We start from the raw sequence: 13,745 nt of genomic DNA on the forward strand, positions 1-13,745 counted from the left end.
TTGAGTCGACCAAGGGGAAACACAAGTTTTTCGTCACAGTTGTCAGAAAGTATTTGGGGACATCGTTTTATGGACGGACAAAGAGGTCCTGAATATATTTTAGAATTTTTAAACGTTATGTCAGGAACAGGGTATCAACTAGGTGCCGAAAGATATGAAAGAAAAAAAATGACAAGTTTTCGTAGATTTATTTTTGAAGGTTCTAAAGAAGGACGAAATAATGAAATTGTTCATTTAGAAGAAGAAGAACGAAAAAAGCTTTATGAAGGTATAGCAGAGAAAGAAAAAATCAACGTTATTAAAGAATTTTTTAGGAATCTAGAAGTTTCAATATATGATGGTAGAGGAAGGCCATCAAATAGATCGTGGTATGCAAAGACCTTATATCCACTTCATGAATCTCTTTTATTTTTCGAGGTGAGAAAAAAGGGGAAGACTGTTTCATTTGAACGTAATTTTTTTGCTAGAGGTGGAGAATTGTATTATCTCATGATTTCTATGGGAGTTGAAAATAACCCGCAATTGAAAGAATCTATAGAGAGTAGGTTACAAGAGCTACTTTCTAAAAATAAACCTATAGAATCAGTAGTTAAGTCAATAACGAAATCTACTAACTACGAGACACAAAGCTCTGAAGAAAAGAAAGCGCCCCTAGTTGCTAGCGAAAAGAACGAATTGCACCCCTATTTACCTAACGATGTTAATGTTGACTTATTCGAAAGGTTTGCAGTTGAGTTTAATAATTTGATACATCTAAATATTGAAATGTATGAAATGTTTAATTTGATGATTAGCCTTGTTACCTTCCAAATAATGCGTTACCTCCTTGAAAGAGTAAATTCAGATGAAAAATCACAGGTATTTGTGGATGTAATGGATGGACAAGTTCAGCAAATAATGAAGCTGTCATCCGAGTCATTTGCGAAGAATGAGTTGTTAATTAAAAGGAAATATGAGAAGGTTTTCCAAGAAATTTTTAATGATAGAATACAAAACAAAAATTTTGTGGAAGAAAATTTGGAGGATTGGAAAAAAGAAGATGGACATGCGTTTTTTAAAATGATTGGTTTAGGAAGCCTTCATAAAAAAACAAAACAAAGGGCAACAAGGGTTTTACAAAGCTGTAAAAATTATGAAGATGTAACGACTAAACTTTATAATGTCGTAAAAGATATAATTGATGATCAGCTTAAAAAACATCAGTTGCCGATTGTTCGTGGGCTGGTGAGAGATGGTGGGTTAGGTGGTTTTAGAGCTGGCACTAAATATCGCTATTTCATGACTGATAGCTTTTTGAAAATCCTTGTTTTTAGTAATGTAAACTCTAAACAACCTATGGAATTTAGCGACTTTATCGAGCAATTGTATAAAAAATATGGAATAATCATTGGGGAAGTGCAAGCTAAAAAATCTGGTTTGTACGAAGAGTCAAAACTTAATATTAGATACTTCCAAAGAAATGAGCAGTCACTACGCGATAAACTCCGTCAAAATGGCTTATTAGTTGAATACTCAGATGCTACTGCTATGATCAAGAATCCATATGAAAATGTTGATAATGGGGTGAATGCATGAAAACGAGAGATAAAATCTTAAGCAAATGGATTACTAAGGTACTATTTAAATATTTTAATGTGCAATCTAAAGAAGGGACACCAAAAATTTTTATTAAAATTAGTGGTTTGTTAGATAGAGAGTTAATGTACTTCTTAGATGCCTTTAAGCAGCAGGAAGACAAGTTGGCTAGTTTTTATAATCCTGTAGTTAGGTTGATTAAACCTATGGATGGATATGAAGATTTTAGCTTAAAGGAGCATGAGACTAGTATATGGTTAAGAAATAATACTCAGGCAAATGAAGCGCTAATTATTCTAGTAAATGAAACGACTCCAGAAGCACAGAGCTTAGAAAATCTTTTCTCAATTGATGAAGCTTTTTTACTATCTCACAAAGGCTTAAAAGAGTTATACGAAGTGTTGTCGGAAGAGTACAGGCTAGTTTCTGAAGAAATAGATGATTTGAAAAAATTTTATAATATTTTTAGTAAAGTCTCAGAACCACAACTACGGACTTTAATTGAGTTTATAGCTTTTTTAATTGAGAGTGAAGAAAATTCAATTGTAAAGAGTATTCAGAAGGGATTGCCGATTTTAGATCTATTTGTTGATGACCATTTAATGATTGAAGACTCAAATGTTAAACGGTTGCGTAGGAATTTTGCGTTAGCTAACCTAATAAGTAAGAATAGCAATATAGAAAAGCTAAAGGATAAAATGTATACTTTTTTAGACAATGAAGAGAGAAATAAGTTTCCACATGATATTTGGAAAGAAACAAGTCCTGAAAATTTTAGGGAAATGGCGTTAAATTTTATTAATAAAGAAGATAAAAGGTTGCTGAAATTTAATTTTGAGGTTATTGAAGAAGTTTTTAATTTTAGGGAAAAAACAAAGCTTAAAGATAGAATAAAGGATGTTTTAGAGTACAATAACCGTTCGACCGATGAGAAAAGTAAAATAGATACTGGAATTGAGACAGTTGAAGAGAATGAAGCAGCCGATGATATTCAAGAATTTTATGAAGAGTTTGAGAATGATTTTGAAAAAGATAAGAATTTAAAAAGGATTATAATACGTCGAATAGAGAAATTAAGACATCCATCTGAATATGATGACATATATGAAGCGCTATTATACGAGGCTTATGGTCTACTTAGTGAGTGTTTAGACGAGCAGGAACTTAAAGATGTATACTATGAACTGTCTACAGCTGAAAGTAGGTTACCAAGCGAAGCAATACAGTTTTTAGATATATATGTGCAAAACATACAAAATCAGGTGCCTTTAGTTCGCTATAAAAGTAAAGAAATAGAAGAGGATAATAGTATAAAATTTAAGGAGATTACGTTTGAATTACGAATATTTAATCAAAACTCTAAAATAAAGGCTAAATCTTTCAAAATCGTTAATTTATCTAATAGTACCTTCTCTATTTTTGTTAATAGTATTAAAAACGCAGAATTACCTAAAATAATCCAATATAAAAACGAAACTATTTCTAAAAGAAATATTGCAGACGATATAGGGGAAAACATTAACAATTATGTAGCCCAACAAGATGAGGAGATGAAAAAACAAAAGGTTTACTTTCAGCAGTTTTGTACATGGTATTCAAATGTTTTAAAGAAAGTATGTACAGATGGGATTTTTTCTATAAGTTCTAAGGAAATAGAGACACAAATAGACGCTTACTTTAAAGGCGTAGAAAAGTCTGTGCATATTAGCCAACAAATTTTCAAACCAATTGTGGAGATAGGCACCTATGATATCTGTGACTATAATCCAGGGAGTACTGGACTAATTTCTGAAAGGACCATTTCAATTTTTAACCCAATAAGACTTATCAGTTATTTAAAACGTTATGAACAGATTCAAAACTTGCTTGAAGACTGGATAAATCGTGGGGTAGAGGATTCTTTATTTATAGAAAAAGAACATGAATACTTAGATTATGTAGCAGATAGCTTTAAACAATTATCACCGAGGTACTTTGCCTTAGACAGCGACTCAAAATTCTTAATTGAGATCAGTGAAGTTTTAGGAGAAGGGAAATTTGTATTAAATAATGAGTTAATGAAAAGTACAGACTATATATCTACTGAGCTTTCAGAAGAACTAGTTAAAACCGCTAAAAATTATTTAGATGTTTACCCTTACTCTAAAGATAGTTTAGATATTTTATTCCTTTACTGTCAAAGTGCAGATATTGTTATAAAATCAATTGAACAACTATTTAAAAAAATAAAGAACATTAAAAAGTTGAGATTAAATGTTCATAGCTTATATGCAGGAGAAATTCATAAAGAAATTAACGATTGGGTTGCAAGGCAGGAGGAGTATTCAAACCCAAATATTGATAGCAAGTTTCCAAGTGTAGAGGTCAAAATCTTATCAGGTAACAGAACAGAGGAGATTTTCGAACAAATAGATGAATATATGGTTGATACAGATATAGTTGTTCTTGCAGACTATTTTGGCCAATCAGATCAAGTGCAATTTTCTTTTGAGAAAATTGCTCCGCAATATTCCGAAAATTGGTTTGAAAAAGTTGAAGTAGAACCATTAAAAGATACTGAAGCAATTAAGCGACTTCCTTACATTAGTGAGAAAATGCCTAATATACTAAAATATTTTTACAAAATGCAATATATGATTCAGAAACATGCTGTACTAGATGATAATGATTTATTTGTTTTGAAAAATACAATAACAATTAATAACATAAGCAGCCACTTGATTGATAAAATACATGAAAAATTTAACTGGATAATGATTATGGATCGCTTTTTAGATAAGTCTTTGCTCCAGAAGACTTCCTCTAAGGCTCAAATAATTCAGTATAGGTCAAAAGCGGGAAAGAATAAAAACTATAAGTTAATTTTATCTTCCTCTAAACATATCAAAAAGCTAAACAAAAACTTAATCGATTATGGATATCATGACCGATTATTAAGAAAAGCTAAAGAGATTATGAAAAATGAAAACGTAAAAAAAGAAGCTGTTTTAGAAGCAGTGAGAACTGTAAAAGAAATTTCGGGAGCATTAGTGCTAAAGGCAGTAGGACCAGGTAAGTATGCTCATGAGATGCTTGCTACTTATTTATCAATTAAAGCAAACCAAAAATCTAAAAATGAAGAAACATTAGAAGTGTGGTCTCTTTGTGACGAACTTCCTTGGTTTAACTCAAGGAATAGAAGGCCGGATCTGGTTGTTACAACGATTACAAATGGTGAAGACTCCTTGAATATACAGTTTTCAATAAAAGAATTGAAATTTGTAAACGATAGGATTTTTGAAAAGGAAAGAATTGACGCAATAAAACAAATATCCTCAGCAGAAACCTTATATAAAAACATCTTTAGCTTTGAATCAGGCAAATTAGATGCTGCATTTTGGAAAGATGAGTTAGTACATTATTTAGTTGAACGTGCTGCATATAATTTAAAAGAAGCAAACCTTATAAAGGCTCTGCAAGATAAGGACTTAGACAACATCAATGTTAGCATTGATACTTCTATTGATGTGTTTTGCTATACGTCAAACATGAAAGAGTTTGAATTTGCACAAGGCAACTGTGAAGTTTATGAAGATATCCTTAAAAATAAGTATAAGAATTATATTTATCCTAGAAATTATATTCTAAAAGCTTTAGGGACTACAGATGAAACAGAGCCTGACTATACAGAATTAAGAAGCAACTTTATTGATGTAGAAAAAGAATTGTTTGAGAAAAAATCTAAGCTTGATAGCGATAATACAAAAGGACCTGTTAGTTACACCTCCACAGAGGATGATTTAACAAAAAAAAGGATGAACAATGAAAAGAATATAGTGGATGGTGAGGAAAAAAGTCAATCTAATATGGCTAGAAAATCTTCGGAAACTCATGAAGGCAATAAAGAGACTCATGAAGAAAGCCATAAAGAAAATGAACGTACTGGTGTCCCTTCTTCCACCAAAAATCATAACCGTAATTTTGACAATATTCCAGAGATAACGGCACTTAAAGGGTTAGAACTTAGCAATGGCACGTCAGAGTTAACTGATTATAGCTACTTAAAGAGAAGATATGCCAATAAACTAACAAGTAATTTTACTAGAAATAATATTGAGATTGATGTTGAAGAGGTTATAATTGGTCCAGGTGTTATTAGAATTGTAGTAAAGATACCAAGTACCGTTTCACAAAACAAGATTACTTCTAGGCGAAAAGATATACAGTTGTGGTTAGAAACTAGTCAAGAACCGAATATAAAAATTGCTAGAGGGAGAATAAATATTGATATTGTAAGGGAGGACCCTGACACTATATACTTTGAACAGTTTATGGCAAAGCTTAGAAACCAAGTAGGAGACCAAGTAAAGAGAACAAATCTTATTGCACCGCTAGGATTCGATCCTTTAAGTAAAGCTATTTTTATAGACCTTTCTGATGCAACTACACCTCACCTTTTAGTAGGTGGGACAACTGGAAGCGGAAAAAGTGTATCGTTAAACTCAATTATTCTAGGAGTGATGTGTCTTTATTCTCCGCAACAAGTACAATTTGTCTTTATCGATCCAAAGCAGGTAGAATTTACCCACTATGAAAATAAACAACATACTTCAAGAGTTATAACAGATATAGAAGAAGCTGTTCAAGCCTTAGATGAGCTGGTTGATGAAATGGAAAAGCGTTATAAGGAGTTTGCTAAGGAATATGTTTCAAATATTGATGAATATGTTGAGCTAACCGATAATAATCTTCCCCACTTAGTAATTGTTTTTGATGAATTTGCAGATTTTATGAATCAAAATAAAGAATTAGCAAAGAGAGTAGAGAATTCAATTATGCGGTTAGGTCAAAAAGCTAGAGCAGCTGGCATACACTTGATTATTTGCACACAACATCCAAAAGCTGACGTTATTAACACCAATATAAGAAATAATTTAGGGGCTCGTCTAGCTTTAAGAACAGCTGATTCAGTTGCTTCACATGTTATCCTTGATCAAGATGGTGCTGAGAGATTAGCTGGAAAAGGAGATTTTTTAGCGAAAGTAAGCTACGGCAACATTGAAAGAGGAAAAAGCCCGTTTTTAACTCCTAAAGTGAAGAGGGCTCTATTAAAATATTTTGAAAGGAGTTAAAAAGGACTGTAAAAGGTATGTTATCAGCTCCCTTCTCTCGTTAGTTGTTAAAGGTGAGGATTTTATTGTTTTTTGTTTTGGCAAACCGGTTTTTGATAATGCCCGGCAACATCATGAACGACTTGATGGAAGTGGATATCCAGATGGATTAACTGATAAAGAAATCTCGAAGAAGGTAAAATCATCGCTATCTGTGATAGTTTTGACGCCATGACAACCGACCGAGTTTATAGAAAAGGCAAAAGCAAACAAGAAGCAATAGATGAACTACAAGAGCTTAAGGGGACTAAGTATGACCCCGAACTAGTGGACTTGTTTATACATAAAGTGTTAACAAAACCGCTAAAGAAAACCGGCAATAATAAAGAAGCAGTAACAAAACTTTGATGCTAGAATAAAAATAGGAGAACTTAAACATAGTAATTTCTGTATCTGATATAATATAGAAGTCAGATAAGGAGAGATTTATTATGAGTAAAAAAAACAAAAGATATAGTGAAGAGTTTAAACAGGATGCCGTCAATTATTATTACTCCTCTGGAAAATCAATAAAAGCATCTGCATCAGATCTTAATATTAGTTCCTCGGGTCTTGCAGGATGGATTAATAGTGCTAAGGCAAATGAAGGGGTTGTCAACCACCGTGGCTCGGGAAATTATTCATCCGATGCTGAAAAAGAAATTGCTAAATTAAAAAAAGAATTAAGAGACAAAGAGGATGCACTTAATATCTTAAAAAAGGCCATAGGCATACTGAACGAAGATTAACTGAAGCAATCTATATAGAGGTAAAAGCAGCCTCGGAAAAGCGCCGAATTTCAGTTAACAGTGTGCTTAAAAAACTAGGCGTTTCATCATCAGGTTATTATAGCTGGAAAAAGAGAACCACCTCAAACCAAGAGTTAAGAAAAAGATCTCTTTGCACAGAAATTACCGAGATATATAATGAATCACATCAAATATATGGAGCACCTAAGATCACTTCTATATTAAAATCCAGAGGGCATGCAGTATCAGAAAAGACTGTGGGCAACTATATGAAAGAGCTTGGTATTAAAGCAATTTGGGTAAGTCCTTATACGAGAACTACAATAGACCCAGATTTTGATTCTAAGCTTAAAAATGTATTAGATAGAAACTTCAACCCCAAAGCCCCTAATACAGTATGGGTAACAGATATTACTTATATCCCCACAATTACGGGATTTGTATATTTAACATCAGTAATGGACCTATATTCAAGAGCTATAGTAGGTTGGCATCTGTCAGATAGTTTATCTACTGCTGGGGTTGTTAAAGGCATAGAAAATTCTAAGAGAAATAATGTTTTAGATACTCCTGTTATTATTCATAGTGACAGAGGGGTTCAATATGTTTCAAAAGCATATTTAAAAGCAACTCCAGCTGCAAAATTTATTCACAGCTATTCAAGGAAGGGTAATCCTTGGGATAATGCTGTAATAGAATCATTCCATTCTTTAATAAAAAGGGAATGGCTTAATAGGTATGTCATTAAAAACCTTATGCATGCTCATGAGTTAGTCTTTGAATATATAGATGCTTTTTATAATACCAAAAGAATTCACGGTCACTGTAAAATGGAGTCGCCCCATGAGTTTGAAAAAAAACATGCTATATAAATTAGATTACAGGTTTACTAAATTTAACTTGTCCTTTTTCTTGACATAGAACCACTTTCAAAATCGCCTCGCGCGGAAAAGCAGTGAAAATCGTTTGGCAGACCTCACGGAAAAGCGCTGTAAAGTGTAAAAAAACAAACCTTATCGCCTACGGTAAACATAACGAAATAAGCTAATTGAGTAGTGTGATGTGAGAAGTTGGCAGTTGGTAAAAGGATGGCTAATACTCAGTGGCCAATGCTCTTAGCTTTTGATCCTATGCTTCTGACCACCTACCACCTGCCAAAACGGTTTCCAATCATCTAAAATTTGATGATCGGAACCGTTTTTTTATTTGCTTTGGCTAGATATCTTCCAGTTTCTTTTATAATTGTTTAAAGGAGAATGTTGTTGTTTATCGAAATTCTATATAGAAGGTGAGGGGATAGTATGAGAAAGATATTGGGGATACTTGGTTATTCACTTTTAATTGTTTTAATCTACGATTTTATTTTAACTGCCATCAACTTAGCTCTAGTCTTTTTTGTAGATGGCGAGGATACTGTTGCATTTTATGAGGCATCTGAAATAAGTTATATTTTAGCGGTAGTGGTTACATTTTTAATTTATACTTGGATTACTCATTTAAAGGGTAGAAAGATAGCTGAGAAATGTAGGTTTAAAAAGATTCCTTGGCACAAACTTGTGCTATGTTTTATAGTTGGGGTGGTTGGGGTTTTTATTAGTAGTGCTGTTTTAGGTTTGCTAGAAAGAGTTAACCCTGGCTCAATAGAATCCCATAGCGAAAACTGGGCTTGGATGAGCGATATACGTTTTGGTCTTGTATTTTTAGCAACAGGTGTAGCTGCACCCTTTATAGAGGAAGTAATGTTTAGGGGACTTATATTTAAAAAAATGGAAGATAAAATGTCGCTAACAGCTATAATAATATTTCAAGCTGCTTTGTTTGGTTTAATTCATGGAAACCTTCCTCAAATATCTTATACATTTTTTGCTGGCATCACCTTTGGGCTATTACTAATTTGGACAGGGTCTATATGGGCGCCTATTTTGGCCCATGTAGGAAATAATGTTCATGCTGTGGTGTTATCTTATTCATCATTTGGTCCAGCCATGTTAGATAGTGATGTATATACATATATTTATTGGTTTGCTTTTCCCGTTGTTTTTGGTTTTATTATGGTTTATTTGTTTAGAACTAGAGTGAAGTTTAAGGCAAGTGATGTTGATGTAGATGTTGCTAACATGAATTCTGCTATTGTTCACTTTCAGACTTTGGACTACTACAATAAAAATGCCGACAAATACACAAAAGATACGATAGATATTAACCTTAGGGAAAGTCGAGACATGTTTGCTAAGCACCTAAATTACGGTGACCATATTTTGGACTTGGGGTGCGGAACGGGAAGAGATAGCAAGGCTTTTATGGAAAAAGGATTTAAGGTTACTGCCGTTGATGGGTCAAAGCAGATGTGTAAAATTGCCAGTGAGAATTTGAAACAAGAAGTTATCTGCAAAAAGTTTTATGAGCTTGATATGGTCAATGAATTTAATGGAATATGGGCAAGTGCGTCACTGTTACATGTGCCATCTTCTGAATTGGAGGATATTTTTAAAAAAATTGCTGCGGCACTTAAGCCTGAAGGATATTTGTACGTATCATTTAAATATGGGGATTTTGAAGGTGTTAGAAAGTGCGGCAGACACTTTACCGACCTGACAGAAGAAAGCCTTAAATCTTTGATAGGTAACAGCTGGGAGATGGTTGAAGTTAAGGTAACACCTGACTTAAAAGAAGGCCGGGAAGATGAAAAATGGTTGAATGCTGTGCTTAAGCGTAATAACATTAAGCCCCAAAAACTCTAGCAAAAAGTTGCTAGAGTTTTTGTTTTTACTTTTTCAGTTTAAGCTGTTTATCTTTTATTTCATAAACGGTGTCAGCTACCCGCTGAACAAATGCCCTATCATGGGATACTAAAAGCACAGTGCCTTTATAACCTTTTAAAAATTTTTCAAGTGCTATAATGCAATCCAAATCTAAAAAGTTTGTAGGTTCATCCAGCACAAGTATATTATACCTGCCTAGGAAAAGCTGACACAAAGTAAGTCTTATGGCTTCTCCTCCACTAAGCTGTTTGACATCTTTTTTTAGGTCATTTCCTTTAAAGTTCATAGAGCTAAGGGCAGCACGGACCTTGCTTTCTTGAAAATCAGTTTTACTTTTTATAAATGAAAGAACAGTCTCCGATTTTTCGAACTGATAACTCATTTGTTGATAGGTGCCGAAAACTACTTTAGGCGAAACATCTAATCTCTCACCCTGGCTTAAAATGTGTTTTAAAAGAGTGGTTTTGCCGGCACCATTATCTCCAAGTATAGCAATAGTTGAGCCTAAAGGGAACTGAAAGGAAGTTTCTTTTAATAGTGTTTTGTCACCTGCCTTTAAAGTTAACCGATCTGCCATAATTGGAAACTTGTTATGCAACCTAAGCTCTGGTGGTTGGTGAAAGTGAAGAGTCTTTTCTTCCTCTGGCGCTTCTACTGCTTTTAGCTTTTCAACACGGTGCTCTAAAGCCTTAGCAGCTCGTTGTATTGATTTTTGACTTGTATCTTTTGATTTAGTCATGTGCATTTTATTTGTTTTTGCTTTAGCATCTTTTTTTGATACTTTTTTGCTGGTCTGAGTTACTTTGTTGGCTTTTTTCATCTTATCTTCTGCTGCTTTTAGCAACCTATTTTTATCTTTTACATACTTTTCATGTTGCTGCTGTTGTTGTTTTCTCTCTAAGTTTTTTTGGTCAATATAATCAGAATAATTACCTGCATATTCCGTTATTATACCATTTTTAATTTCCCAAATTTTCGTTGCCAGTTGATCTAATAGATGACGATCATGGCTTACAATAACAAGAGCGCCGTAATAATATTTTAGCTCCTCTATTAAAAAATCTGTGCCAGAGGCGTCAAGATGGGTTGTTGGCTCATCAATTAGCATCCCTTGATAATATGTTGAAAATAGCTGGGCCAAACGAAGGCGGGTTTGCTCACCGCCGCTTAAGTTTTGAATTTCTGTTTTTGGAACCGATAATTTTCCAAGAAGCTCATAGTCAACTTCTTTTTCCGTTGGTTTTAAAGTCTGGTCAAAGTAGCCAAAATCGACTTGGCGGTTAACATTACCCTTGTTAGGAGATAATGTACCTTCCATTAATTTTAGCAAGGTTGTTTTCCCTTCGCCATTTTTTCCAACGATTCCAATTCGGTCAAATTGGTGCACAGATAACCTAGGTATGTCCAGCACTACACGGTCTAAAAATGATACTTCTATATCTATCAGTTCTAAGCATAGTTGTTCCATATTATTCCTCCTTAAATCCTTTTAATAATAAAAACCACAGGCTGCCTGCCTGTGGTATGGGTAAACGAAAATGAATGCAATTTAATAATCACAAAATCTTCACAAATAAGCCTACCCCTGTTAAACAGGGAGAGGATACTTTAAGATATAAAAAAGAAAGGCAGAAAAATCTGCCTTTCATATATGATACATTTTGATATATATAAAGATTATTAAAAAAGGACAGACTAATCCCGTTTACCCTGCCACAAGCAGAGCCTTTGAACGTATTCGATTACTTGATGTTCAAAGTAGGGAAACGTAATCTGCAAAAACCCATTTTTTAATAATCCTCCTTTAAATTCCAATATTTTCAGTATTATTATAGATTGATTTTCCAGCTAAGTCAATGGAGGAAATGTTAAATTTAATTTAGATGAGAGCATATGAAGATTTCATCGCAATACGGCATGCATTCACAATTTTACAGCGATTATATTAGAAAATGTTCTTTTAAGCTACAGAGATAAGGAACTTGAAAAAATGTTTAAAAGATAATCTTGAAATCATAAAAGGCTAATGATACAGCTAATATCCAAAGGATAGCTAAGTTGCATAGTATGTGAATCTATAGTAATTAAGGCTGAATATTTTAAACTGACCAAAGAATGTAGAAACTTTGTCCCAGCTTTTTACCACTTTCCCCAAGGGTATTTTTATAAAAATTAAAGGAAGAATATAGCTAAAAGCGTTAGATTGTATAAAATAGTAAAGGTGAAGCAGGAGTTTACTAAGTAGTAGAGAAAATAAAATATTAAGAAACATAATAAAGGGCGGGTGAGAAGAATGGATAGGGAAAGTTTGAATCAGCAATTAGAGCTTTTTATTAAGAAAGTTCATAAACAATACCCTATAGATTTTGCATATTTATTTGGATCTTTTGTCACAGATAGATACAATGGGCAGAGTGACATTGATTTAGCATTTAAACTAAAAGAAAAATACAATGATGATGAAGAGGTTTTTATAAAAGGAAATATTATTGACCTAGGTATAAAGTATTTTGATAGGAGAGTGGATGTTGTACTTCTTCACACAGCCCCACCTCAACTTAAATATGAAGTTATTAAGAGCGGATTAGTATTAAAAGATAGTCCTAATAGGGCATCGTTTGAATCGTTGACTTTCAGAGAATATTTCGATTTTCGTTATTACTCTGATATCTATAATAAGGCTTTGATTAAGCGTATACAAGGATAATAAAGAGGGGTGCGGAAATGGTTAACCAGAATTTAATTTTAACTAAAGTGGCTAAATTGAAGGAATACCTTCAATTTTTAGAAAAGGTGAGGGAATATACCAAAGACAAATATCTTGGGGATCCTTTTATATACGGGTCTAGCGAAAGATTTTTGCACTTAGCCATAGAGTGTGTAATAGATATATGTAACCACATTATTTCTGATATGGGATTTAGAAAACCAGAAACTAATAGAGATTCAATACTAATACTTTACGAAAATGGAATCATAAGTAAAGAGTTGTGTGAAAGCCTTTCTGATATGGCATCTTTTAGAAATATACTGGTTCATGATTATGTCAAACTAAATAGAGCAATGGTTTATGATATTATCAATTCGAATCTAAAGGATGTAGAATTGTTTAATAAAGAAGTAGTAAAGTTATTAACCTAGAAAAAATAATAAACTTAGTGTAAAATTTTGTAGGGAAAAATAAAAAAAAGAATACCCCCTTATGATGATACTTCCAAAGTAGACAGTCTAATTAATTAAAATTAGATTATCTACTTGGAGGTATTTTTTGTTTTGGTTTTACAGTTGAAAATCAATCTATAGGTTTGGTAATTGCCATCTATTTTATAGATGGCAATCAATCTAAACTATCGATTAAAACTTTTGAAGATTAGTTTCTTTAGAACTATAATAGAATATAGTGTGAAAAATATAACACATATAAAAGTTTGTTTTCAATAATTTTGCAAGGTTTTTGTTGTAGCCATTACTTGAATGGTAATGTAAGTTCAAACATCTAGTTAGGGCAACACCGCTAAGTCCAATGGTTT

Annotated in this window: 10 protein-coding genes; 9 read left to right on the forward strand and 1 reads right to left on the reverse strand. The window is 33.0% G+C overall.

The window, feature by feature from the left end:
* From PRVXT_RS05145 to PRVXT_RS05175, 7 genes are all read left to right on the forward strand, one after another.
* On the forward strand, positions 1 to 1,575 hold the full coding sequence (locus PRVXT_RS05145) for a hypothetical protein (protein WP_350344598.1): 1,575 nt from the start codon (positions 1 to 3) through the stop codon (positions 1,573 to 1,575).
* Entirely contained in the window at positions 1,572 to 6,686 is a 5,115-nt protein-coding gene (locus tag PRVXT_RS05150; RefSeq protein WP_350344599.1) for a DNA translocase FtsK, read from the forward strand. Before PRVXT_RS05145 ends, PRVXT_RS05150 begins: the two co-directional genes overlap by 4 nt.
* On the forward strand, positions 6,673 to 6,900 hold the full coding sequence (locus PRVXT_RS05155) for an HD domain-containing phosphohydrolase (RefSeq protein WP_350344600.1): 228 nt from the start codon (positions 6,673 to 6,675) through the stop codon (positions 6,898 to 6,900). Before PRVXT_RS05150 ends, PRVXT_RS05155 begins: the two co-directional genes overlap by 14 nt.
* On the forward strand, positions 6,897 to 7,073 hold the full coding sequence (locus tag PRVXT_RS05160; RefSeq protein ID WP_350344601.1) for a hypothetical protein: 177 nt from the start codon (positions 6,897 to 6,899) through the stop codon (positions 7,071 to 7,073). Before PRVXT_RS05155 ends, PRVXT_RS05160 begins: the two co-directional genes overlap by 4 nt.
* Before the next feature lie 83 nt (positions 7,074 to 7,156).
* The gene (locus PRVXT_RS05165) at positions 7,157 to 7,453 is read left to right on the forward strand and encodes a transposase (RefSeq protein WP_350342424.1); all 297 of its coding nucleotides are present in this window, start codon (positions 7,157 to 7,159) and stop codon (positions 7,451 to 7,453) included.
* Positions 7,454 to 7,467: 14 nt separating this feature from the next.
* Entirely contained in the window at positions 7,468 to 8,325 is an 858-nt protein-coding gene (locus PRVXT_RS05170) for an IS3 family transposase (RefSeq protein WP_350345115.1), read from the forward strand.
* 429 nt (positions 8,326 to 8,754) lie between these two features.
* Positions 8,755 to 10,194 (forward strand): CPBP family glutamic-type intramembrane protease, encoded by a 1,440-nt coding sequence (locus PRVXT_RS05175; RefSeq protein ID WP_350344602.1) that lies wholly within the window; start codon positions 8,755 to 8,757, stop codon positions 10,192 to 10,194.
* Positions 10,195 to 10,219: 25 nt separating this feature from the next.
* On the opposite strand, the gene PRVXT_RS05180 is transcribed toward PRVXT_RS05175, so the two are convergent.
* Complete coding sequence (locus tag PRVXT_RS05180; protein WP_350344603.1) at positions 10,220 to 11,683, reverse strand: Msr family ABC-F type ribosomal protection protein; 1,464 nt, start codon at positions 11,681 to 11,683, stop codon at positions 10,220 to 10,222.
* Between the two features lie 825 nt (positions 11,684 to 12,508).
* Between PRVXT_RS05180 and mntA the strand changes: the two genes are divergently transcribed.
* Complete coding sequence (mntA, locus tag PRVXT_RS05185) at positions 12,509 to 12,922, forward strand: type VII toxin-antitoxin system MntA family adenylyltransferase antitoxin (protein WP_350344604.1); 414 nt, start codon at positions 12,509 to 12,511, stop codon at positions 12,920 to 12,922.
* Between the two features lie 17 nt (positions 12,923 to 12,939).
* Positions 12,940 to 13,356: a type VII toxin-antitoxin system HepT family RNase toxin gene (gene hepT / locus PRVXT_RS05190; RefSeq protein WP_350344605.1), complete on the forward strand. Its 417-nt coding sequence runs from the start codon at positions 12,940 to 12,942 to the stop codon at positions 13,354 to 13,356.
* Positions 13,357 to 13,745 lie beyond the last annotated feature (389 nt).

The organism is Proteinivorax tanatarense (assembly GCF_040267685.1).
Lineage (GTDB): Bacteria > Bacillota > Proteinivoracia > Proteinivoracales > Proteinivoracaceae > Proteinivorax > Proteinivorax tanatarense.